Origin of the sequence: Cuneatibacter sp. NSJ-177, assembly GCF_022867805.1 — a bacterium.
Lineage (GTDB): Bacteria > Bacillota > Clostridia > Lachnospirales > Lachnospiraceae > Pseudolachnospira.
This window is the reverse complement of the sequence record NZ_JALIFO010000014.1, coordinates 1-24,842: the sequence shown is the minus strand read 5'-3', so window position 1 is coordinate 24,842 and position 24,842 is coordinate 1. Positions and strand designations below refer to the sequence as shown.

21 protein-coding genes are annotated in these 24,842 nt (G+C 53.9%); all 21 read left to right on the top strand.

Annotated elements, in window-relative coordinates:
- Positions 1–13: 13 nt before the first annotated feature.
- Positions 14–1,396, top strand: coding sequence for a trimethylamine methyltransferase family protein (locus MUB23_RS16955; RefSeq protein WP_244801938.1), 1,383 nt, complete (start codon positions 14–16; stop codon positions 1,394–1,396).
- 112 nt (positions 1,397–1,508) lie between these two features.
- Positions 1,509–2,723 carry a DUF401 family protein gene (locus MUB23_RS16950; RefSeq protein WP_244801937.1) on the top strand — a complete coding sequence of 405 codons (1,215 nt, stop codon included), beginning with the start codon at positions 1,509–1,511 and terminating at the stop codon, positions 2,721–2,723.
- A 12-nt stretch (positions 2,724–2,735) separates the two neighbouring features.
- Positions 2,736–4,022 carry an aminotransferase class I/II-fold pyridoxal phosphate-dependent enzyme gene (locus MUB23_RS16945; protein WP_244801936.1) on the top strand — a complete coding sequence of 429 codons (1,287 nt, stop codon included), beginning with the start codon at positions 2,736–2,738 and terminating at the stop codon, positions 4,020–4,022.
- Positions 4,023–4,470: 448 nt separating this feature from the next.
- Entirely contained in the window at positions 4,471–6,219 is a 1,749-nt protein-coding gene (locus MUB23_RS16940; RefSeq protein ID WP_244801935.1) for a sodium:solute symporter family protein, read from the top strand.
- 73 nt (positions 6,220–6,292) lie between these two features.
- A complete protein-coding gene (locus tag MUB23_RS16935) occupies positions 6,293–6,823 on the top strand; it encodes a hypothetical protein (protein ID WP_244801934.1) in 531 nt (176 codons plus the stop codon).
- A gap of 311 nt (positions 6,824–7,134) precedes the next feature.
- A complete protein-coding gene (locus MUB23_RS16930; protein WP_244801933.1) occupies positions 7,135–7,392 on the top strand; it encodes a cobalt transporter in 258 nt (85 codons plus the stop codon).
- A gap of 19 nt (positions 7,393–7,411) precedes the next feature.
- Entirely contained in the window at positions 7,412–7,600 is a 189-nt protein-coding gene (locus MUB23_RS16925; protein ID WP_244801932.1) for a CooT family nickel-binding protein, read from the top strand.
- A 9-nt stretch (positions 7,601–7,609) separates the two neighbouring features.
- Positions 7,610–7,840 (top strand): hypothetical protein, encoded by a 231-nt coding sequence (locus MUB23_RS16920; RefSeq protein ID WP_244801931.1) that lies wholly within the window; start codon positions 7,610–7,612, stop codon positions 7,838–7,840.
- A gap of 255 nt (positions 7,841–8,095) precedes the next feature.
- Positions 8,096–9,010: a methylenetetrahydrofolate reductase gene (locus MUB23_RS16915; protein ID WP_244801930.1), complete on the top strand. Its 915-nt coding sequence runs from the start codon at positions 8,096–8,098 to the stop codon at positions 9,008–9,010.
- Between the two features lie 90 nt (positions 9,011–9,100).
- Entirely contained in the window at positions 9,101–9,871 is a 771-nt protein-coding gene (locus MUB23_RS16910; RefSeq protein ID WP_244801929.1) for an ATP-binding protein, read from the top strand.
- 87 nt (positions 9,872–9,958) lie between these two features.
- Positions 9,959–11,851, top strand: a complete 1,893-nt coding sequence (gene cooS / locus MUB23_RS16905) for an anaerobic carbon-monoxide dehydrogenase catalytic subunit (protein ID WP_244801928.1) — start codon at positions 9,959–9,961, stop codon at positions 11,849–11,851.
- Between the two features lie 37 nt (positions 11,852–11,888).
- Positions 11,889–12,659: an ATP-binding protein gene (locus tag MUB23_RS16900; RefSeq protein WP_244801927.1), complete on the top strand. Its 771-nt coding sequence runs from the start codon at positions 11,889–11,891 to the stop codon at positions 12,657–12,659.
- A 17-nt stretch (positions 12,660–12,676) separates the two neighbouring features.
- On the top strand, positions 12,677–14,809 hold the full coding sequence (gene acsB, locus MUB23_RS16895; RefSeq protein ID WP_330641924.1) for an acetyl-CoA decarbonylase/synthase complex subunit alpha/beta: 2,133 nt from the start codon (positions 12,677–12,679) through the stop codon (positions 14,807–14,809).
- Positions 14,810–15,033: 224 nt separating this feature from the next.
- Positions 15,034–15,975 (top strand): acetyl-CoA decarbonylase/synthase complex subunit delta, encoded by a 942-nt coding sequence (acsD, locus tag MUB23_RS16890; RefSeq protein WP_244801926.1) that lies wholly within the window; start codon positions 15,034–15,036, stop codon positions 15,973–15,975.
- 23 nt (positions 15,976–15,998) lie between these two features.
- Positions 15,999–17,324, top strand: coding sequence for an acetyl-CoA decarbonylase/synthase complex subunit gamma (gene acsC / locus MUB23_RS16885; RefSeq protein WP_244801925.1), 1,326 nt, complete (start codon positions 15,999–16,001; stop codon positions 17,322–17,324).
- 21 nt (positions 17,325–17,345) lie between these two features.
- On the top strand, positions 17,346–18,131 hold the full coding sequence (acsE, locus tag MUB23_RS16880; RefSeq protein WP_244801924.1) for a carbon monoxide dehydrogenase/acetyl-CoA synthase methytransferase subunit: 786 nt from the start codon (positions 17,346–17,348) through the stop codon (positions 18,129–18,131).
- A gap of 240 nt (positions 18,132–18,371) precedes the next feature.
- Positions 18,372–20,498, top strand: coding sequence for an acetyl-CoA decarbonylase/synthase complex subunit alpha/beta (gene acsB / locus MUB23_RS16875; protein ID WP_244801923.1), 2,127 nt, complete (start codon positions 18,372–18,374; stop codon positions 20,496–20,498).
- Positions 20,499–20,643: 145 nt separating this feature from the next.
- The gene (acsV, locus tag MUB23_RS16870; protein ID WP_244801922.1) at positions 20,644–22,587 is read left to right on the top strand and encodes a corrinoid activation/regeneration protein AcsV; all 1,944 of its coding nucleotides are present in this window, start codon (positions 20,644–20,646) and stop codon (positions 22,585–22,587) included.
- A gap of 12 nt (positions 22,588–22,599) precedes the next feature.
- The gene (locus tag MUB23_RS16865) at positions 22,600–23,253 is read left to right on the top strand and encodes a DUF3786 domain-containing protein (RefSeq protein WP_244801921.1); all 654 of its coding nucleotides are present in this window, start codon (positions 22,600–22,602) and stop codon (positions 23,251–23,253) included.
- A gap of 72 nt (positions 23,254–23,325) precedes the next feature.
- Positions 23,326–24,600 carry a bifunctional folylpolyglutamate synthase/dihydrofolate synthase gene (locus tag MUB23_RS16860; protein WP_244801920.1) on the top strand — a complete coding sequence of 425 codons (1,275 nt, stop codon included), beginning with the start codon at positions 23,326–23,328 and terminating at the stop codon, positions 24,598–24,600.
- A 125-nt stretch (positions 24,601–24,725) separates the two neighbouring features.
- Positions 24,726–24,842, top strand: a 117-nt coding sequence (locus MUB23_RS16855; RefSeq protein WP_244801283.1) for a formate--tetrahydrofolate ligase, incomplete at its 3' end; no start/stop codon positions are given.

The following is a 24,842-nucleotide window of genomic DNA, read 5'->3' as shown; positions in this document are numbered from 1 at the left end:
ATAGGAGAAAAAAATGATTGTAAAACAAGTCAAGCAGAGCGAAATTGAGTTGATTCATGAGAAAACCCTTGAGGTTCTGGCGAACATCGGCGTGGTTTTCGAGCATCAGGATTTGATCGATTATTTTAAGCGTCTGGGCCTGAAGACGGATGGCTTTCGGGTGTTTTTTGATAAGGCGACGGTGGAAAAGGCGATCAGCACGATTCCTCCCAGCTTTACCATGAAGACTCCCTATGAGGAGCTGAAAATCGGCGAAGGCGGCCGGGCCATTTCCACCGCATCCGGCGCCCGCAATATTCTGAAAAAGGGAAAATTGGTCGCGCCGACCATGGAAGATTACATCAACATCCGGAAGCTGGACGCAACCAACCCGGCGGTGAATCTTTCCAGCTCTCCTTTGACCTATCTGCCTGGAATTCCGATTGACAGAGTGGATGTGGTGAAGGCGGCCCTGACCTTGAAGTATTCCAAACACCCGATGATTGCTTCCTGTATCAAAAAGACAGATGCGGAGGAGACCATCGAATTGGCCCGCCGGTTCTACGGTGTGGACAGCGGCTACTATGTGGTCGGCGTGGGAAATACGATTTCTCCGCTGCGCTATGACAAAAACGATGTGGAGGCGATTTTGTCCTACTCGGTGCGGAATCTTCCCGTTGTAATCGCCTGCTGTTCGACGCCTGGCCTGACCAGCCCGATCACGGTGGCCGGCACTGTGGTGCAGAACAACGCGGAGGTCCTGGCCGGATTGATCATGGCGCAGTTGGTAAATCCCGGCTGCCCGGTGGTCTACGGCAACGTCAGCTTTGGCTCCAATATGCGTGTGGCGGCGCCGACTTCCTGGGGACCGGAGGTGGCTGTGATCATCCAGTATGTCGGGGCGATGGCCCACTATTACAAGATTCCCTGCCGGATCGGCGGAAATATGTCTGTGGCCAAGGAGGTGGATTGGCAGGACGGCGCCCAGGCAGCGATGTCTGTGATGACAACTCTGGACTGCGGCTGCGATTTCTTCTTCCATGCCTGCGGCGAGCTGGACTGCTTCAATATTTTCAGCCTGGAGAAGTACATTTTGGATGAAGAGCTTCTGATGCAGAGGCTGAATGTGGAGGGACGCGAGTTTATCACCGAAGAGGCCATCAACATGGAGTCCATAGAGGAAGTGGGGCCCGGCGGAAACTATCTGCTGGAAGACGATACCCTGGAGCTGTATCCGAGCGAATATTGGCTGCCGAAGCCGTTTAGCTGTGAATCCTATGATAAGTGGCAGGCAGACGGATCGCCCAGCGTTATGGAGCGCGCGGAAAAGATTGTGGAAAAACGTCTGGCTGATTACCAGGCGCCGGAGTATACGCCGGAGCAGATGGCAATTTTGGAAGAGGCGATGAAGTATTAAAGCAAACGAGAAGGAATGAGTTGCCTGCGTTAGACATGGAGAGTTCCGCTGGGCGGAATTCTTTAATGAAGAATAACGCTTGTTCGAGGAGCGGGTGTGGAGGGGAAACGGAATGGAACTAATTAAGGTGATCGTCGTTTTTGTTGCGATACTGGTTCTTTTGAATTTGAAGCTGCCATTGTTTTCAGGGATGCTGGGAGGCACGGTTCTCCTCTTGATATTCTTTGGAATCGGCATTCCAGAGTTTGGAGATATTGCCTTCCGGTCGGTGACGAGCTGGGGGACCCTGGAAGTGGTGATCGCCCTTTATGTGATCACTCTCTTACAGCGGATGCTGGAAAAAAGGAAATTTTTGACCCTGGCTCAGGAATCTTTGAACGGGCTGATGAAAGACCGCAGGCTGAATGCGGCATTTGCCAGCATTTTTATCGGAATGATGCCGTCAGCGGCTGCGGTTACCATCTGCGGGAAAATTATGGATGATACGGCGGGAGATCACCTGACCAAGCCGGAGAAGGCGTTTTGCGCCAACTATTACCGGCATATTCCGGAGGGGGTGCTTCCCACCTATCCGCTGATCATCATTGCCTGCAGCCTGAGCGGCGTGCCGGTTTCGTCTTTTTTGTTCGGAATGATCCCGCCAGTGATCATTTTGATCGCGCTGGGGTACTTTTTCTATCTGCGTAAGATCCCTAAAATTGACGACCGTCCGAGCTCCGGACCTACGGTGAAACTGAGCAAAAAGGAAAACTTGAAGAACCTGGCAAAAAGTCTGTGGACGATCTTTTTTGCGATCGTATTCATTATTGCCTTTGATATTCCTACCTGGATTGCTGTCAGCGGCGTGATTGTGGTCAGTATTTTTGTGGATCATTTTAAGCCTGCGGAGATGAAAGAAATGATAATCTCTGCTTTTGAGTGGAAGACCGTGCTGGGGACGTTCTGCGTCTTCATTTTTAAGGATGTGCTGATCTCGGCCGGGCTGCTGGAACTTCTGCCGGGATATTTTTCGAAACTTCCGATTCCCGTCTATCTGACCCTGGCACTGTTATTTTTCTTTGGTACGATGGTAGCCAGTTCCACCGCGGTCGGATCGGCGTTTGTACCGCTTGCTTTCACTATGCTTCCCGGCGGCATGCCTTTGCTGATCCTGCTGATGGGCTTTTCCTTTGCGGCCAGCCAGATGACGCCGACCCATGTATGCCTGGCGGTGGTTACCGAATATTTCGGAATCAGCCTGGGTGCGCTGTTGAAGAAAACACTCCCGGTAATGCTTACCTATTGTGTGATATTAGTGGGGTATTATCTGTTGTTGGGAATTTTTTAGGGGGAAATAAACATGAAACTGGAGGATTATACCAGAGAACAGCTTGAGGAAAGAAAAAAGACACTAGAGAGCAAATATGAAAATTTCCGCTCCCTTGGGCTGAAACTGGATCTGTCCCGCGGCAAGCCGGAGGCAAAACAGCTTGATTTGTCTGCGTCTCTGCTGTCGATCTTGAAAGAAGGGGACTACTACGATGAAGAAGGGCAGGACTGCCGGAATTATGGCGGGCTGACCGGACTGCCGGAGGTTCGCCGGCTCTTTGGAGAACTGTTCGGCGTGCCCGCCGAGCTGGTGCTGCCGGGGGGGAACTCCAGCCTGGCCCTGATCCATGACGCTTTGTGCCGCGCTTTCTTAAACGGTCCTCTGCCCGGCGATACCCCTTGGTGCCGTCTCCCGAAAGTCAAATTTATCTGCCCGGTGCCAGGGTATGACTGGCATTTTCATACCTGCGAGAACTTCGGTATCGAGATGCTGTCTGTGGAAACCAGGCCGGACGGCCCGGATATGGACCGGGTGGAGGAATTGGCGAAGGATCCGTCGGTGAAGGGCATGATCTGCGTGCCCATGTACGGCAACCCTTCCGGCGTGACCTACAGCGATGAGGTGGTGGAGCGGCTGGCGGCAATGGAAACGGGAGCCTCTGATTTCCGCTTATTTTGGGATAATGCTTACTGCGTCCATCATCTGTATGACGAGGAGGAAAACAGGGATCATCTGGCCAATATTTACGAGGCGTGCCAGCGGTACGGCCACGAAGACCGGGTGCTCCAATTTGCCTCCACCTCAAAGATCACCTTTGCCGGAGGCGGTATCTGCGCCATGGCGGCGAGCCCGGCAAATCTGCGGGAGACGCTGAGGATTCTCACGTATCAGCTGGTGTGCTATGACAAGGTAAATCAGCTGCGCCATGTGCGCTTTTTGCCGGACCGGGCTGCCGTGGAAGTACATATGAAGAAGCAGGCAGCCATTCTGCGGCCGAAATTTGAATTGGTCCAGAAAGTTTTGAAGGAGACGGTGGAGCCTCTGGGAATCGGACATTGGCATGCTCCGCGGGGCGGATATTTTATTTGCTTTTATGCGATGTCCGGCTGTGCCAGGCGGATTGTCAGACTGTGCCGGGGGGCAGGGCTTACTTTGACAAAAGCAGGCGCGGCATATCCTTATGACACGGACCCGGAAGATCGCGCCATCCGAATTGCTCCTTCCTATGCTCCCATGGAGGAATTGAAACAGGTGATGCAGATTTTTCCTGTCGTGGTGGAATTGGCGGCGGTGGAAAAACTGTTGGAAGAAAAATGAAAAAATGGAATTATGCTGCATAATGAATTTGCATTAAGCTAAAAAATTATGCACATGTTTCGGAAAAAAGATTGAAAAACAACGTAACGACAATGCTGTTAAATTGGCATAAAATTTGCTTCTTTTAATGATATAGGAAAATAGAAAGTGCTCCATTTCTATTGAATAGTGGTAATGATACTGCGTGGAAGCAATACGGGGAAAATGGCAAAAAAAAACAGAAAAAGGAGGGCAGCGAATTAAAGTACGTATTGTTTCCGGGAGCTGATGATAAAAAATTAAAAGGTATGGAGAGAAGCGGAAAAGCGCGGTATGGCAACTGTTAATCGCATAAAAAGAGAAATGGGAATATTTCTCTGTAGAAGCTCTTATCTCTATTGTGCAGAGGGGATAAGCCCGCGGCCTGTTTAGGCCCGGAACGCTTATCAGGAAAGGAGAGAAGAACCGCATGTTAAATTTGATTGATAACCTAGTTATTCTAGCAGCCTTTATCGGTATTGTCGCAGTTGCGATTCATTTCGCGAAAAGCTCTCAGGATATGGATGACTACTACCGCGCCGGCAGAGCGTTGCCCTGGTCGCTGGTTGTCGGAACTTTGATGGCATCCTTCTACGGCGGCAACGGAGTTATCGGTACGGTGGGATATTCCACCACCATGGGCCTGGCCGGATTCTTTATCTGGTCGATCGGCTGCCATGCCTCGCGTTTCCCGCTGGCTTTGTGGATCGCGCCCCGTGTTTCGGTCCGCGCCCGCGGAACCATGCCCGAACTTCTGAGACGTCATTATGGCAAGTTTACCGCCATTTTAGGTGCGGTCGTGCTGGTCATTACCTGTATGTCGATCAGTGAAGTAGGGGCGACCGGGTATGCCGGAGAGGCGGCTTGGGGGCTTCCCGCCGTCGTCGTATCCATTGTTGTTGTATTGATTTCCATCGGGATCACCTGCTTAGGCGGTTTGATGGGCGTGGCTGTGACGGATATGATTTTCTTCGTTTTGATGCTGTGCGGCGTCTGCGTTGCATTCCCTGGCATGTACAATGCAGTGGGCGGAATGGCCGGAATGAAAGAAACCATGAGCCAGGCTCCGGAGCTGTTTACCGCCACCGGCGGCCTGCCGGCGCTGAAAGCTGTTGTCTTGATTCTTCTATGTATCAACTTGTATAAGGATCCTGCTTTTTATCAGCGGTTCGCGGCGGCCAACAGCCCGAAGACCGGCAAGCGCGCGATGCTGACCTGTTTTTCCATTTTCATGTCCTTTGATGTTATTACCATCATCAGCGGCTTGATTGTCCGCACCCTTGACTTTAACCTGACAATTCAGCCGGAACTTCACTATGTGCAGTTGGTATTACAATACCTGCCGACCGGTGTCCGAGGCTTCTATATTGTCGGTATATTGGGGGCGATTATCTCAACCATTGATACATACTACCTGGTTGGAGGCGAGATTATCTCCAATGATATCATATTTATGCTACGAGGGGATAAGGCATTGCCCGGAAAGACGAGTATTTTGATAACCCGGCTTTCCTGCGTGGCTTTTGGAGCAATTGGCCTGGCCGTTGCCTTCCAGTTTGACTTTATCTATGAAATTACGCTGCTCCTTGGCAGTATGAGTATGTCGATCTTGTTTGTACCTTTGATGATGGCGATTCTCTACGAAGGGAAGAAGACCAATGTGGCAGGAACCGCCGCAGCCGTAGTCGGTGCTGTCGTGTGGCTTTGGTTCCGCTTTAACCCGGTCTCCATGGAAGGCCTGGGCGCGGTGGATCCGGTTCTGATTGCTCTTCCGGCATCCTTCTTTGCTTTCGTCATCGGCAATTTCTTCGGCAGAGATTACTCGGCGGAGAGGCGGTCTGCTATTGACGCTGCTGTGAAGTCGGGGAAAGACCCGGTTACCGTTGCTACCACGGATTTCGAACGGCAGATGATTACCTACGAAGTATACGAGGCAAAGCAGCCAAAAGGGGAGTTCAAGGTGGAATGGTTCGGCGTGGACGGCGCACTGATTCTGCTTTATGTGGCTTTGGCTTGTATCTATGGCTACGGTATGCTAAACTGTGTGGAGTGGATCGTCGCCTATATGGCGCCCCTGGTGGCCAGCGGTATGGCTGTCGGCATCTTTATCAAGTACTGCACCGAGATCCTTTCCTTTGCAACTGGAAAGAAGAGCCTGCACGGAGACCAGAAAAAATAAAAGAAATAGTTTTGCTTCTCCTGCCCCGGAACCCATCCGGGGCAGGAAGAGGTTTTAGCGCGGGGGTAGAAATATGAAAATTGAGTGTTTTCCTGTATTAATGTCGGAGGAAGAAGCCTTAAAAAGGGCCAAAAAAGGATTGGCCGGTCTGTACGGCAAGAATAAGAAGATCAATCTGCGTCTGATGTGGCTGGAAAATCGATATATGGAATTTGAAATGACTTATCAGGATAATATCTTGCGGAAATTATTGAGGAAAGATAAAGGAAAAGTGGATCGCCAGATGATTCGTTCCATCGTGGAGGCGACTACCTGCTCCGGCGCTTATGTGGAAGATGCCATTCATACCGTGTACCGGGAAGTGGATGAACTGGATATCCAGCCTACCTACTATTCCGATGACCGCCTGATCCATACGGGCCGTGAGTCCGTACGGCGTATGGTGCGCCGCCATGCAGGCCGCCATGTGATTGCCGAGCTGAAGGAGATGAGGAAAGTATACCGTCCCTACTGGATTGCAATATACGGTGAGATGATCGAGGGGACGAAGGCCCGCTACCTGCCGATTCCTGCCGACGGCAACTCGGTTAACAGGACCTTCTAAAACAGGAGAAGGGGAAGGGTTAAATCCGGCGGATCCAGTCGGATTTAACATGGAAAAATCTCTGCAAAGTTTTTGGATATTCACTGTGCAGGGATTTTTTGTTCTATATGAAATGATCTGCCGGCCTTGTGGGAGCACTTACTTTTTTTTCGTTTTCCCCGGAAAAAAATGAGATGCCGAGGTTTTTTTGTGTTATGCGAAAAAATACTTCACTTTTTTATTGCTTGTGTTATAATTAACGGGAACAGTTACAATTTCTACAGAGTGTGCGGTTCAAGTGATTATAGAGGCGAAAAGAAGGGAGTGATTCGATGCACGACGGGCACGATGAGCATATGGGACACCACCACCCACAGGAAGCGGCGTCTGCGACCAAGGAAGAGGCAGTCGCATTGCTGGGATACATGGTTGCGCATAATGAACACCATGCGGAGGAACTGACCGAGCTGGCCGAAAACATGAGAAGCCTTGGTTTGGAGGATGCCGCGGAGGAGATTGAGGGCAGTGTGGAAGATTTCAAGGAAGGAAACCTGAAACTTCGTTCCGCCTTTACTCTGTTACAGAAATAAGAAAAAGGAGGATGCGCCGATGTGTTTAGCTGCGGCTTATAAAAATAAACAGACACCGGAGAACCTGATCTGCAAGTATGTCAGCAATATCGGATTTAACGAAGGGAAAATCGTTCTGACCGATGTGCTGGGCGAGGAGATTGCCCTGGAAGGGAAACTCAGCGCGGTAGATCTGGTGAAAAATGTTGTTGTGATAGAATGTGCATAAGGAGGCCTTATGAGATCCTACGAAATTGTCCGGGAGATTTTTAACCAGTGTTCCAACAACCAGATGCGGGATGTCCACATCGAAGAGAAGGAAGTGGAGGATCCGGAAGCTTACGTCAGAGAATTCTGCCAGGGCAAAGACGCGTCCATTGAGAAGGACGTAAGATCCGATGGGACGGAAATCTTCGACGTGAATATCGCGGGACTGAGGCAGCGTTTTTCCTTTACGCCTTTCGACTGAGGCGGGATCGGGAATTACCTTTAGAAGAACAGAAGCTGCTGCGGCAGACCGGGTTTTGCAGGCAGCAGCTTTTTTTAGCCGAATATATATAGAAAATATATTTGGTTATAAATGTGTGCGTAAAAAATATCCCCCGTAGGGGGATTTCACTTGACAATTCTACAGTGAGATGTTATTGTCAATGGTGATGATAAATTTGTGACATGGATGTTAAGTTATTAACAAAATACATAGTTACGTATCAGGAGGTATGAGATGAGAGTAAGCGAGATCATGGAACAGAGGATGGCCTTTTCCTTCGAGGTGTTTCCGCCGAAGACGGATGAGGGCATGAAGAAGCTGGTAGGCGAGGGAGGCACCCTGGAGCACCTGTATGAGCTGCATCCGGATTACATTTCCTGCACCTACGGCGCCGGCGGCGGAAATGTCGGAAAGAACCTGGAAGTTCTGGATGCCGTCAAGGCGGCTGGAGTTGCTACGCCGGTAACGCATTTTACCTGCATCGGCAACACGAAAGAGGGAATCAAAGAGCAGCTTCAGACTTATCTGGACCATGGCATTGACCATATGCTGGCGCTTCGCGGCGATCTGCCTTACGGATGGACCGGCACCAATGGAGACCTGCACTATGCGACTGAACTGGTAAAATTCGTACGCCAGGAGTTTGATGACAAATTCAGCATCGCAGTTTCCGGTTCCCCGGAAGGCCATATCGCCTGCCGCAGCCTGGAAGCCGACATCTCTTTCCTGAGACAGAAACAAGACGAAGGCGCAGACTATATCATGACGCAGCTCTGCTTTGATATGGATGCGTTCCGTTACTGGATGGATGCGATCCGCAACGCCGGCATCTGGCTGCCGGTTGACGTGGGTATCATGCCGGTTCTGGACAGCCAGGCTGTGATCAACATGTGCCTGTCCCGCAACGCCTGCGTGATGCCGAGAGAGCTGTGTGAGGTGATCACCCACCACTGGATCTTCCCCGGCGAGTCCGAAGAATCCATCGCAGCGAAGAAAGCGGCGTTTAAGGAAGAGGGAATCGAGTACACCATTAAACTGATTGACGAGTACAGAGTCTGCGGCATCGACGGCGTTCATCTGTACGCACTGAACAAATATCAGGACGTTGCCCGCATCGTAAAAGAATCCGGCATTGTAGATTTACTGTAATACTGTAATGCGGCGGATTTGGGACCGGAGACTGCCCGCCTGGGCGGTCTCCGGTACGGCGTCCCCGGAAGAAAAAAGGAGATTACCGAAATGGCATATACAATTGCGGTAGCCGGCAAAGGAGGCGTGGGAAAAACCACGATCTGCGGCCTGCTGATCGATCATCTGTGCAAAAAGAAAAAAGGCCCGGTTCTGGCGGTGGACGCGGATGCCAATTCCAATCTGAATGAAGTCCTGGGCGTCGATGTGGAGTTGACGCTCGGCGATCTGCGGGAGGAGGTTGCCAAGGCGGACCTGGTGAAGGACAGCCCGATCCCCCCTTCCATGTCAAAGCAGGATTACATGAATTTTAAGTTCAATGAAGTCATGATCGAGGAAGATGATTATGACATGCTTGTGATGGGACGAACCCAAGGTGCGGGATGCTACTGCTTTGTCAATGGGCTGCTGCAGGCGCAGCTGGCCCGGATTTCCGGAAATTATCAATACATTGTGGTGGACAACGAGGCCGGTATGGAGCATATCAGCCGCGGAATCCTGCCGAAGGTAGACGTGATCTTACTGGTCAGCGACTGCTCCCGCCGCGGAATACAGGCGGTTGGCCGGATTGCACAGCTGGTCAGAGAAGTGCAGATGGACGTGAAGACGGTGAAGCTGGTCGTGAACCGCGCGCCGGAAGGTGAACTGGATGCAGCAATTCAAGCGGAGATTGAAAAGCAGGGCCTGGACCTTCTGGGCGTGCTGCCGGCGGATCAAACGGTCTATGAATTTGATCTGGCCGGGAAGCCGACCGTTCAGCTGCCGGAGGACGCGCCGGTTCGAAAAGCGCTGGCCGGACTGCTGGGCCAGCTGGGTTTATAAAGGAAACGAAAACGGCTATAAAGCCACATGGCTATGATTTGATAGAAAGTAAAAGTAAAGGACAAGAGAGATACAAGAGGAGGAGTTATGGACAATTTTAAACTCACAACAGTAGAGGAAATGGAAACCGCTACTGAACGGCTGCTGGAGACCGGCGCCAAGGTCGGCGCAGATTCTTGGCAGCAGCGCGTGAAGAATCAGACCCCCCACTGTAAATTCGGCGAGGAAGGAACCTGCTGCCGTATTTGCTCCATGGGACCTTGCCGGATTACGCCCCGCGCACCGAAGGGGATCTGCGGCTGCGACATCCATGGTATTGTAGGCCGGAACTATCTTCGGTTCACGGCCGGCGGTTCTGCGACCCACTCCGATCACGGCCGCGAGATCTGCCACACGCTGTATAATGCCAGCGCAGACGGCAATTACCATGTCACGGACACGGAAAAGCTGCTGAAAATTGCCAAGGAATGGGATATCCCCACGGAAGACAGAGACATCTATGACATTGCCCACGAGGTGGCGGAAGCCGGCCTGATGGAGTACGGCAAACCGTTCGGATATCAGCGCTTCCTGAAAAGAGCTCCCGAACGCCGTCAGAAAATCTGGGAAGAGCAGGAGATCGCGCCCCGCGCCATTGACCGCGAGGTATCCCGCGCTCTGCATATGACCCATATGGGATGTTCCTCCCTGGCGGAAGCTCTTGTAAAACAGAGCCTACGCTGTGGCCTGTCCGACGGCTGGGGCGGTTCCATGATGGGAACGGAATTCTCCGACGTACTGTTCGGCACCCCGATGCCGGTGGACACCGAGGCGAACCTGGGCGTTCTGGAAGAGGATATGGTGAATATCGTCGTCCATGGCCATGATCCGTCCCTGTCCGAGATGATTGTAAAATATGCCGAGGACCCGGAAATGCTGGCCCTGGCAAAGAAAGTAGGAGCCAAAGGCATCAATATCGCCGGCGTCTGCTGTACCTCCAACGAAGTTGCGATGCGTCACGGGATTCCCATGGCAGGAAATTTCCTGCAGCAGGAAAACGTGGTTCTGACCGGCGCCTGCGAGGCCATCGTCGTGGACGTACAGTGTATCTTCCCGGCGTTGGGGCCGCTGAGCAAGTGCTTCCACACCAAGTTTATCACGACCTCCGACGTGGCCCGGATGACCTACACCAAGTTCATCCATTTCGACTGTGAATCCGCAGGCGAGAAGGCGAAGGAAATCGTGAAGCTGGCGGTGGAGAACTTCCCGAACCGGAAGAAGGACCTGGTACATATTCCGAATATGAAACAGAAAGCCACGGTCGGCTATTCCTACGAAGGAATTGTCAAGACCCTGGATACGGTTACCAACAGCTTTGTGGATCTGACCGGCACCACCAAACCCCTGGTAGACTGCATGCGCTCCGGCGTACTCCGCGGCGCGGTCGCCATGGTAGGCTGCAATAACCCGAAGGTGCGCCCGGACACGGCTCACATTGAGCTGATGAAGAAACTGATCAAAAATGATGTTATTCTGGTTGTCTCCGGATGTTCTGCCCAGGCTGCGGCCAAAGCGGGTCTGATGGACAAGAGAGCCAAAGATCTCTGCGGCGACGGCTTAAAGCGCGTCTGCGAGCTGGCGGACATTCCGCCTGTGCTGCATATGGGATCCTGCGTGGATATCAGCCGTATGATGATTCTGGTCAGCGAGCTGGCGAAGGATTCCGGCTGGAACATCGACGAGCTGCCGGTTGTCGGCTGCGCGCCGGAGTGGATGTCCGAGAAGGCGGTTTCCATCGGAAACTATGTGGTTGCCACCGGTATTGACACGTATCTTGGCGTATATCCTTACGTGAAGGGTTCCGAGGTGGTCGACGGACTGCTGCAGGAAGGCTTGAAGGATTGGGTCGGCGCATCGTTCCATGTGGAGCTGGATATCGACAAGCTCGGCGATGCGATGATCCATGCGATTGAGGAGAAGAGAGAGGCTCTGGGCATTTAAGCCCAGCCCCTCTCTGCCGTGAAAGAAGGAGTCAGACATGAAAATTGCAGTGACCGGAAAAGGCGGCGTCGGCAAGACGACCTTTGCGGCGATTTTAGCGAGGCTTTACGCCGAGGAAAACCGCCCTGTCCTGGCGGCGGACGTGGATCCGGACGCGAACTTAGGGCTTGCCCTTGGATTCCCGGAAGAGGAGCTTGCCAGTATCACCCCGATTTCCAAGATGAAGGATTTTGTCAATGAGCGGACCGGAGTGGATCCCAGCGGCATCATGAAGTTCTTTAAACTGACGCCGAAAGTGGACGATATCCCGGATCTGTTTGCAAAATCCTGCAACGGAGTGAAACTGCTGGTCCTCGGAACCGTGGATGTGGCGGGAGCCGGATGCGTCTGTCCGGAGCATGTGATCTTAAAACGCCTGATCTCTCATCTGGTCATCATGGATGACGATGTGGTCATCATGGACATGGAAGCCGGCCTGGAGCATCTGGGCCGCGGCACCGCCGAGAACATGGATCAGTTTGTGGTCGTGGTGGAGCCAGGAGCCAGGAGTGTCCAGACCTACAATAAAATCAAAACTCTTGCTACTGACCTGGGAATCAAGCGGGTGCGCGTGGTGGCGAACAAAGTCCGGAACGCGGAGGACGAAGAATATATCCGCAGCCGGATCCCGGCCGGGGATCTGCTCGGCTTTGTCCATTACAGCGCGGAAGTAATCGACGCGGACCGTCAAGGAAAATCACCGTATGACTACGATGGGAAAGCCGTCGAGGAGATTCGGGCCATCAAGAAAAAATTGGAAAAAGAATAACATTTTGGAGGATAACCGTGGCAACTTTATTTGGAAGAGTCTTTAGCGGCTCAGATGAAATGTACAGGCTGGCACAGGAAGCACTGGACGACGTCAGCAAGCGTTTTGCCGACAGCGAGCCGGTGGCATTCCCGGATACCGCTTACTATCTGGCATGTATTTACGCGATGTCCGGAAAGAAGATCACCAATCTGGGTGAACTCAAAGAGATCATGGAGTGGATCAAATCCCAGATGACCAGAAACAATAAGACCCACGATATTTTCACCTCCGGCGTGGCTACCGCCTGCGCTGCAGAGGTAATCGAGGCCTGCAAATACATCGGCAATCCGGATCCCTACGGTCATGACCCTCTGTGGGGCCACTGTACGGACGCCGAAGTCCGTGAGCTGGGCGTGCCGCTGGTAACCGGCGACATTCCTGGTTTCGTCGTGTTTATCGGTTCTGCTCCCACTGACGAGCAAGCTTTGGCCCTCGTAAAGAGCTACCAGAGCAAGAGCGTATTCGTATTCATGGTCGGCGGCATCATTGACCAGGTGAAGCGCCTTGGCATGAAGACCGGATTTAACGTCCGCGTTGTGCCGCTGGGATATGATCTGTGGAGCGTTTCCCACGTAGTTTCCGTTGCCATCCGCGCGGCCCTGATTTTCGGCGCGGTACAGCCCGGCGACTACGACGGCATCCGCCGCTATACCTTTGACCGTGTGAACGCCGTGATCAATGCCTTTGCCCCGGTGGACGACATGACCGTGGCCTGCGGCGCCGGCGCGATTTCCTTAGGATTCCCGGTTGTCACCAACGAGACCGAGAATATGTGGAGGGTTCCGAAGAGCCTGATCATCCAGGAGGATGTGGACAAATTCGTGGAGACTTCCCTGGAAGCCCGCGGAATCAAGATCAAGATTACCAACATCGATATTCCGGTGGCGTTCGCCAATGCCTTTGAAGGCGAGATCATCCGCCGCGGCGATATGCAGTTTGAGGCCGACGGCTCCCGCGTAGACTGTCTGGAGCTGGTGCGCACCCGCGAGGCTTCCGAGGTGGAAGACCACAAGATCGAAGTGATCGGACCGGACTTCGACGAGTTCGAAGTTGGCTCCAAGATCAGCATGGCCACCATCGTGGACGTGGCCGGAAAGAAGATGCAGTCTGATTTCGAGCCGGTGTTCGAGCGGAAGTTCCATGCTTACCTGAACTGCATCGAGGGCGTGATGCACACGGGCCAGCGTGATATGATCCGGATCCGTGTCAGCAAGGACACCTACGAGGCCGGTTTCCGTGCGAAGCATTTCGGCGAAGTGCTCTACGCAAAGATCAAGAGCGAATTCGACGTGGTTGTGGATAAATGCCAGGTAACCATCGTGACGGATCCCGCCAAGGTCAGTGAGCTCCGCAAGGAAGCAAATGAGATTTACGATAAGCGTGACGAGCGTCTGCTGTCTCTGACGGACGAGAACGTGAACGAGTTCTATACCTGTATCATGTGCCAGTCCTTCTCCCCGTCCCATGTCTGCATCGTTACCCCGGAGCGCCTGGGACTTTGCGGCGCTGTGTCGTGGTTGGACGCCAAGGCGACCCACGAGCTGGATCCCAGCGGTCCTTGTCAGGTAGTGGAAAAGACCGGCGTGATCGACGAAGAGATCGGAAAGTGGGACAGCGTCAACGATGCCGTCCGCAAATACTCCCAGGGCGCCCTGGAAGTGGTATCCCTGTATTCCATCATGGAAGACCCGATGACCAGCTGCGGCTGCTTTGAATGTATCTGCGGAATCGAGCCTTTTTCCAACGGCGTTGTTATCGTGAACCGTGAGCATGCGGGACTGACTCCTCTGGGCATGAGCTTTTCAGAGATGGCTTCCATGACCGGCGGCGGTGTGCAGACCCCCGGCTTCATGGGACACGGCAAACACTTCATCGCTTCCAAGAAGTTTATGAAGGCTGAGGGCGGTGTACAGCGTATTGTCTGGATGCCCAAGGCACTGAAAGACCAGGTGGCGGAAAAGCTGAACGCTACGGCGCAGGAGCTTTACGGAATCGAGAATTTTACAGACATGATTGCCGACGAGACCGTGACGGACGATGCGGAAGCTCTGGTGGAATTCTTGACCGAGAAGGGCCATCCGGCTTTAAGCCTGGATCCGCTGATGTAAAACGGATTTTCGGGAAAATAATTCCAGATATCGCCATATTTTCTTGCCCCGTACATAGCAAGATGATATAATAGCGTATGAGAAACGTATTGACCGGCTGGGCGGTGAATTCCGCCCGGCCGGCAGAAATATTTTTGATGTAACCTCCGGCGGCCTTATCCAGCCGTTGGGACCTTTATTTTCTTAATTTAGGTATAGAAGAAAGAAAAAAGGAGAGTAAGACAATGCCGTTTAAAAACAAACCTCAAACATTTTCTGCTGCTATCAAACCAGTAGAACTCGGCACCGGTGACAAAGCCATTACCATCGGTGGTGAGAACGTACTTCCGCTGTACTCCTTTGACGCGCCGATCGAGAACGCTCCCAAGGTAGGGGTGGAGATCAGCGATACCATGCTGGAGACTGCTCCCGCACGCCTGAAAGAGTTCTATGCCGGCTGTGAGACCATGGCCGATATGGCGAAAAAGGCCGCTGAGCTTCCTGGCGTTTCCTTTATCTGCCTGCACTTTGAGAGTGCGGATCCCAACGGGGCCGACACTTCCGCTGATGACTGTGTTGCAGCGGCAAAGGCTGTTTCCGAGGCGGTGGATCTGCCGCTTGTGATCATGGGCTGCAAGAACAACGAGAAAGATTCCGAGCTGTTCAACAAAGTTTCCGACGCTCTCCAGGGCAAGAACATCCTGGTGCTGGCCGCCAAGGAAGAGACGTATAAGGCTGTCGGCGCTTCCGCCGGCCTGGCCTTTAATCAGAAGGTCGGCGCGGAATCCTCCGTGGATATCAACCTGGCCAAGCAGCTGAACGTTTTGATGACCCAGCTGGGCGTAAAGCAGGACAGCATTGTGATGAACGTCGGCAATGCCGCCGCCGGCTACGGCTTTGAGTATGTTGTCTCCACGATGGAGCGCGTGCGCCTGGCCGCCCTGGGACAGAACGATACAACCCTTCAGATGCCGATTATGACTCCGGTTGCCGCCGAGACATGGGGCGTGAAGGAAGCGATTGCTTCCGAAGCGGACATGCCGGAATGGGGCGACGTGGAAGAGCGCGGCGTGGACATGGAAGTTGTCACTGCCACGGCTGTTCTGGCCGCCGGCAGCGATGCGGTGATCCTGAGACATCCGGAATCCATCGCAACCGTGTCTAAGCTGATCAGCGAACTGATGTAATCGAGCGGAAGGAGGAAAAAACAATGGCATTAAAAGGTTTAGATATTTTTAAATTGTCTCCGAAGACAAACTGTAAAGAATGTGGTGTTCCCACCTGTATGGCATTCTGCATGAAGGTGGCCCAGGGCGCCCTGCCCATCGAGAAATGCCCGCACATGGGTGCGGACGTAATCGCAAAACTTTCCGAGGCCACCGCGCCGCCGATGAAGACCATCCAGGTCGGCGACTTTAAGATGGGCGGAGAGACGGTATTGGCCCGTCATGAGAAGACCTTTGTCAGCAAGAACCTGTACGCGGTATCGGTTTCCGACGCGGACGCCGATGCGGATGCGAAACTGGCGGAGATGACCAAAGTGGATTACGAGCGGATCGGCGAGCGGATGTTCGTAGAGATGGTATTCGTGACCTACGCAGGAAATAAAGACGCTTATGTGGAGCTGGCGAAAAAGGCTGCGGCGGTTCCCGGCCGCGCCGTGATTTTGGATGTCAACTGCCCGGAGACGGCGGAGGCTGCTCTGGAAGCGATCAAGGATGCAAAGCCGGTATTAAACGGCGCTACCGAGGAGAATGCCGAGGCCATGAACGCGCTGGCCGTCAAGTACGGCGTGGTTCTGGGCGTGAAAGCGGACAGCCTGGATGCGCTCTATGATCTGACTGCAAAGATCGAAGGCCTTGGCAACAAGAACCTGGTCCTGAACGCCAGCACGGCGTCCATCAAGGCTGCGTTCCAGTTTGCCGTGGAGATCCGCCGCGCCGCCGTCAAGAACACCGACCGTACCTTTGGTTACCCGGTGATCGTAAACGCCGCTGCGCTGGCAGCAGGCGATAAGACGATGCAGGCTGCTTTGGCTTCCTTGTTTACGTTAAAATATGGTTCCATCATTGTGATGGAAGGAATGAATTATGCTCAGGCTCTGCCGCTGTACGGCCTGAGACAGAATATTTATACCGACCCGCAGAAACCGATGAAGGTGGAGCCGGGCATCTACCCGCTGAACGGCGCCGACGAGAATTCGGTCTGTGCAGTGACCGTAGATTTTGCTCTGACCTACTTCGTGGTATCCGGCGAAATCGAGCGTTCCGGCGTGCCTTGCAACCTGCTGATCTCCGACGCAGGTGGCTATTCGGTGCTGACTGCATGGGCGGCCGGCAAGCTGAGCGCTTCCTCCATCGCCAAGTTCTTCAACGAGATGGATATTGCCGGGAAGATCAAGAACCGTACGCTGATTCTGCCTGGCAAGGTGGCCGTGCTGAAGGGCGAAGTCCAGGATAAGCTGCCGGATTGGAATATTGTAGTAGGACCGACCGAAGCGGTACAGCTGGTTCAGTTCCTGAAAGACTATAAATAAACAATAAAGGAGAACACAATTATGGCAAAATTCATTACGATCGGTGAGCGCATTCACTGCATTTCTCCGTCCATCCGCGAGGCGATGGCGACCAGAAATCCGGAACCGATTTTAAAGCGTGCAAAGGAGCAGCTGGACGCAGGTGCGACCTACCTGGATGTGAACATTGGTCCGGCCGAGAACGACGGCGAGGAGCTGATGAAGTGGGCGGTAACCCTGCTTCAGTCCGAGTTTGACAATGTGCCTCTCTGCCTGGACACTGCCAATAAGAAAGCGATCGAAGCCGGTATCTCGGTTTACAACCGCTCGAAAGGCAAACCGATTGTGAACTCCGCCGACGCAGGCGACCGGATTGAGAATATCGACCTGGCGGCCGCCAACGATGCGATCGTAATTGCTCTGTGCTCCGCCCACGGCATTGCCGCCGACAACGACGAGCGCATGATGCACTGCCAGAACATGCTGGAGAGAGGCATGTCCCTCGGCATGGAAGAGACCGACCTGTGGTTTGATCCGCTGTTCCTGGTGGTTAAGGGAATGCAGGATAAGCAGATGGAAGTCCTGGAAGCCATCAAGATGTTCAGCGAGATGGGCCTGAACACCACCGGCGGCCTGTCCAACAACTCCAACGGTATGCCGAAAAACATCCGTCCGATCATGGATTCTGCCATGATTGCCATGGCGATGATGCAGGGCATGACTTCCGCGATTGTGAACCCTTGCGATCAGAGACTGATGGAGACCATCAAGTCCTGCGACGTCCTGAAAAACAACGTTCTGTATGCAGATTCTTATCTGGACCTGTAAGAACGTTACATGAAATGTCTTCAAGAAAACCCGCCTTTATCAGCGGGTTTTCTCTGATACAGCATTCGTTGTACCAGACGGAATCCGGGGTATACTAGGAAAAGGGGTGTACCCGGAATTCTAATTTGGAACGAAAATTGTCCGCCGGGCAAGATGCGGCGGACGCCTGGGCATCCGTCCGGGAAGGCCGGATGCCGGTCTCACTGCCTGACAGGCGGTGAAAAGATAGGAGGAGTTGCGATGAGCGTATTGACGGATTTGATTTATGGCGGTTCTCATGCGGTGGCCGGTCTGACGGAGGGCGCGGTGAAGGATGCGATTGCCAAGCACGGCGCGGACGCAAAGGTGGCGTTTCCCGACACGGCGTATTTTCTTCCGACCATCTATGCAGCCACGGGCGTGAAGGTGAAAACCCTTGGAGACCTGACGGCCTGTGTGGAGGTACAGAAAAGTCTGATCTCCGACAAAGAGGACCTGGGGGAAGCGCTGAATGCCGGCCTTGCCACTGCGGTCGGCGCAGAAATCATCGAAGCTCTGAAATATGTGGAAAGCAGCGAGCCCTACGCGAATGACAGCGGCATCGGCTTTGTGCCGGATCCGATCATCCGTTCCCTGGGCGTGCCGCTGGTAACCGGCGATATCCCCGGTGTGGCCGTGGTTCTCGGAAAGGCGGAGAATCCGGCGGACGCTGTAAACGTGGTGAAGGATTATCAGAGCAAGGGAATTTTGACCTTCCTGGTCGGCGACGTAATCGAGCAGTGTGCCGAGGGCGGCGTGAAGATGGGCCTGGAACTTCGGGTTGTTCCGCTGGGACATGATGTGACTGCGGTGACCCATGTGGTTACGGTTGCGATCCGGGCGGCTTTGATTTTCGGCGCCACCGAGCCCGGAAAGCTGGCCGACCTTTTGGCCTACACGAAGGAGAGAGTGCCGGCTTTCGTCAACACCTTCGGCCCCATCGATTCGGTGGTGGTTTCCGCCGGAGCCGGAGCGATTGCCCTTGGCTTCCCGGTTGTGGTGGATGTTGACCTGGGCGAAAACCAGGTTCCGGGCGCGCTGGAATCCGTGACGGACCACGCAATGACCGTGAAGAAATCCTTAGAGCTTCGCAATATCAAGATTAAGGTCAAAGAAATGCCGATACCGGTGGCCTTTGCCGCTGCCTTTGAGGGCGAGATCATCCGCAGAAACGACATGCACACCGAATTCAGCTCCCACGCCAATCCGACCTGCGAGCTGGTATCTGCGGCTGCCTCCGCCGAGGTGGACGATCACAAGATCACCGTGGTGGGACCGGACATCGATGCCGGAGGAGAGCTGGCGCTTGCGACCTGCGTAAAGGTATACGGCGCAAAGATGCAGCCGGATTTTGAGTCCGTTATCGAGAGAAAAATTCATGCCTGGTTCAACTATATGGAAGGCGTAATGCACACGGGCCAGAGAAACCTGATCCGGATCCGCGTCAGCAACGATGCCTTTGAGAAGGGCCTGCGGCTGAATCATTTCGGCGAAGTCCTCTACAATATGATCATGGATGAGTTCGACACGGTTGTGGATAAGTGCGAGGTCACCTTCTATACGGAACGCGACAAAGTACAGGAAATCCTGGACACCAAGGCCATGCCGACCTACAATGCCCGCGATGACCGTCTGGCTTCCCTGACCGATGAGAGCGTCGATGAGTTCTACACCTGTATTCTCTGTCAGTCCTTTGCCCCGTCCCACTGCTGCGTGGTGACGCCGGAGCGGTTGGGCCTGTGCGGAGCGGTATCCTGGCTGGATGCCAAGGCGACCAAGGAGCTGACGCCCACCGGACCGTGCCAGCCGATCCCGAAGGAAGGCTGCACGGACGAGAGAACCGGCGCTTACACGGCGGTCAACGAAATGGTGGAGAAGATGACCCAGGGCGCGGTTTCCCAGGTGACGCTCTACTCTTTGATCGAGGATCCGATGACCAGCTGCGGCTGCTTTGAGTGTATCTGCGGCGTGGAGCCCGCCTCCAACGGCGTGGTGGTGGTAAACCGGGAATATAAGGGCATGACCCCGACCGGCATGACCTTCGGTGAGCTGGCTTCCATGACCGGCGGCGGCGTTCAGACTCCGGGCTTCATGGGCCATGGACGTCACTTTATTTCCTCAAAGAAATTTATCAGCGCCGAGGGCGGCATTGAGAGAATTGTCTGGATGCCGAAGGAGCTGAAAGACGATGTGGCGGAACGGCTGAACAAGACCGCGAAAGAATTGTATGGAATTGAGAATTTTACCGATATGGTCTGCGATGAGACCATCGCGACCGACACCGAGGCCGTGTTGGAATTCCTGACCGAAAAAGGACACCCGGCCCTGGAAATGGATCCGATCATGTAATCGGTTCCGGATAAAAAGGAGGACCGCCTGTCGTACCGCGGGTGGTTCTGTGACCGAATAGGATTGGTACAGACGGGCCGCTGCATTCCTGCCGGTTTGCAGCGGCCTTTTAAAAAGACATCAGTCATGAAGGAGATTAATCCCCATGTTTACGATAAGATTTTGTTTTGAAAACGGCGATCCGGTGGAAGCTTCGGCCCAGGAGGGCGATAATCTGCTGGAAATCGCCCGCCGCCATAATGTGGCCATCGACGCCCCCTGCTCCGGCAACGCGTCCTGCGGAAAATGCCGGGTCCAGCTGCTGAAAGGGCAGCTAAAGTCTGAGCGTACGCGCCACATTACCCGCGCCGAATACGGAGCCGGATGGCGGCTTGCCTGTGTCAGCACCGTATGCGCCGACGCCGATGTTTTGGTGCCGGATATTGCTTCTGCCTACCGCTCCCGCATGAAGATCGCGGATCTCGGAAGCGGAGAAGAAGTGGCGATCTTTGAGCAGGTGGTTCAAAACATTAAGGACGCAGGAATTGAGTGGAAAAACAATTTTACACTTCTGAATCTGGAGCTGACGGAGCCGACTTTGGACGATACGATGCCGGACAATGAACGCCTGTTGCGCGCGGTCCGGATTGCCACGGGCATTGGAACCGGACATATCCAGATGGCTTTCTCTGCTTTGAAAAAACTTCCGGATTCCTTGCGGGCCGCTAATTTTAAGGTACAATGCGTGCTGGAGCGGTTTAAAGAGGAACTGATTATCCACGATGTGATTCCCGCCGGAGAGCGGGCTACGATTGCCGGAATGGCTGTAGATATCGGAACGACCACGGTTTCCGCCCTGATGGTGGACATGGAGACAGGGAAGATCCTGGCGAAAGCATCCACCGGAAACGGCCAGATCCGCTACGGCGCCGATGTGATCAACCGGATTATTGAGTCCACCAAGACAGGCGGACGGGCCCGGCTGCAAAATGCAATCGTCGAAGAGACGCTGTTCCCGCTTTTAGAGGGTCTTTGCCATGAGGCGCGGATTCCTTATGACGGCGTGTACCGGATCTGCGTGGCTTCCAATACAACGATGAACCATCTCCTGGTCGGCGTCAATTCCGATCCGATCCGGATGGAGCCTTACATCCCGGCCTTTTTCGAGACCAGGTCGGTCAAAGCAATCGATCTTGGCATCGAGATTTCCTCCGACGCCAAGGTGATCCTCGCTCCCAATGTGGGGAGCTATGTGGGCGGAGATATTACGGCGGGAACCTTGGCCAGCGGAATCTGGAACCGCCCGGAATTCTCTTTGTTTATCGACCTTGGCACCAACGGGGAGCTGGTTTTCGGAAATGAAGACTTCCTGATGACTTGCGCCTGCTCCGCCGGTCCTGCCTTTGAGGGCGGGGACATCAGCTGCGGCATGCGAGCCACCGACGGCGCCATTGAAGCCTGCAAGATTGATCCGGAGACCCTGGAGCCGGAGCTGACCGTGGTCGGAGGGCCGAACGAAAGGCCGGTGGGTATCTGCGGCTCCGGCATCATCGATGCGATCTGCCAGATGTTCCTCTGCGGCATCATCAATGCCAAGGGCGCTTTTGTCAAGGAGTGCCGCCGGATCCGCCGCGATGAGCACGGCGTGGCCAGCTATGTCCTGGCGTTCCGGGATGAGGCAGGATCGGTCCGCGACGTGGAGATCAATGAGGTGGATATCGACAATTTTATCCGGGCGAAAGCAGCGATTTTTTCCGGCATTCACATTATGCTGGCTTCCCTGGATTTTGACGTCTCCGTGATTGAAAATGTGTATGTGGCCGGAGGCATCGGCAGCGGAATCAACATGAAAAATGCGGTGACCATCGGCATGCTGCCGGATATCCCGCTGGAGAAATATCATTATATCGGGAATTCCTCCCTCTGCGGCGCTTACGCCATGCTGCTTTCCGATGCCGCGGCGAAAAAGGTGGTGGATCTCTCCAAAAATATGACCTACATGGAGCTCTCCACGAATCCTGCTTATATGGATGAATTTGTGGCCGCCTGTTTCCTGCCCCATACCAACGAGATGCTGTTCCCTTCGGTGACCGAAGAGCTGAAACATTGATAGGAGTGTATGATGATCGATCCTGAGAAGAGGAAAAACAATAAAGAGGAAATTCCCTGGGAGCACTACCAAAAGCTCTATGAAAAACTGGATCCGGAAGAGGTCAGTCTGCGCTGCGGGGTGGATTACGACGAGGCAGCCGGAGGCTTCCTGATCCGGCTGATGGGAAAATCCTACCGGGTCAGCCATCCGGATTTCGTTGTGACCACGGAGGATGCCGGTTTTGCGGCTCTGCGGGATACGTACCCGGCTAAGATCCTGGTGGCCCGTTATCTGATTGAAGGCCGCTGCACTCCCTTTGGCGGCAGTTACGTGACCTACCGGGATGTCCCATGGGGAGAGCTTTACTTCCGGAACTTCCAGGGGCGCTGCCTGGCCCGCCTGGCTTTTGGCTTTGGTTCCCGCCTGGAAGAGTTCTCAAAGGCGCTGGAAAGTATCGGCGGAAAGCGGGTGAAGACCGGGGATGCCGGTTATGAATTCGAGTTTATCAATCATGTGAATCTGCAGTTTATCCTCTGGAGCGGGGACGACGAATTTCCCCCGTCCTCTCAGATTTTATTTTCGGATAATGTCACTTCGGCGTTTACGGCCGAGGATATGGCGGTGATTGGGGACGTCTCCATCGGAACCTTGAAGGCTATGTGCGATGCCGGGAAGAAGGGATAATCTGGTTACGGTTTACAGCCGTATCATCTGCGGGAAAAGCCGGAAGATAGAAGGAAAGGAACGGCAAATGTCATGAATTATGAAGAAGCACTGAAATACATACACAGCGTCACCTGGATGGGAAGCCGTCTGGGGCTGGAACGCACGTTTGAACTGCTGGAGAAGTTGGGAAATCCCCAGAAAAGCCTGAAATTCGTCCATATTGCCGGAACCAACGGAAAAGGCTCCACGGCCGCGATGCTGGCTTCGGTCCTGGAGGCATCGGGCTATCGAACCGGGCTCTACACTTCCCCGTTCATCCACTGTTTTAACGAACGGATGCAGGTTGACGGAGAGATGATTGGAAATGAGGAGCTGGCCGAGCTGACCGGCTATATCCGGCCCTTTGCAGAGTCCATGGAGGATCCGCCGACCGAGTTTGAGCTGATCACAGCCCTTGCATTCGAGTTTTTTAAACGGCGCGGCTGTGAGATCGTGGTATTGGAGGTGGGCCTTGGCGGGGCTCTGGATTCCACCAATGTGATTGATACGCCGGAAGCGGCGGTGATCACGGCCATCGGCCTGGACCACACGCGGGAGCTGGGTGATACCATTGCGAAAATCGCCTCGGCCAAGGCGGGAATCATCAAGGAAGACGGCGACGTGATCCTTTACGGGCAAAATCCCGAAGCGGAGGCCGTCTTCGAGGAGATGGCGGCACAAAGACACAGCCGTTTGCACCGCCCGAAATATGATACCCTGAAACTGGTTTCCCACAGTTTGGAAGGGCAGGTGTTCTGTTATGACGGCTACACGGACCTCCATGTGCCTCTGCTCGGCACGTACCAGATGAACAATGCGGCGGTGGCTCTGGAGACTGTGTCAGTATTGCAGAAAAAAGGGTGGAACATCACGGAAGAGAGTTTGCGGAAAGGCTTGTCCTCCACCCGGTGGAGAGGCCGCTTTGAGCTGCTTTCCAAGGAGCCGGTGATTCTTGTGGACGGTTCCCACAATCCCCATGGGATCAAGGCTACGGCCGAAAGCCTGCGGACTTACTTTCCGGAAGGCGGCATCACGTTTGTGACCGGCGTTCTGGCCGACAAGGATGGGAAGACCATGATGGGAGAAATTCTTCCGCTGGCAAAGGAGTTTATCACCGTGACTCCGCCGAGCCCGCGGGCCATGCAGGCGGAGGATCTGGCGGAACTTTTGCGCTCCCTGGGGGCAAAGCAGGTGACGCCGGAGAAATCCATCGAGGACGCCTGCCGCCTGGCCCTTGAAAGGGCCGGAAAGAACGGCGTGATCTGTGCGCTGGGATCCCTCTATATGGTAGGGGATATCACCCGCGCCTTTGAAAAAAACAGATAGAAAAAGGAGCGAAAGGCTTCCGATTGGCGGGACGGATACCGTTGAAGGATCCGGCCGGCCGCATGGGTAAGATTACAAGCGCATTGGCGCTGGTAAAATAAAAAAGGTAGAAGGAGACGAGAATTATGGGCTACAAATCCGACATCGAAATTGCGCAGGAGACTGAAATGCAGCCGATTTCCGAAATCGCAAAGACCGCAGGAATCGACGAGAAATATCTCGAACATTACGGTAAGTACAAA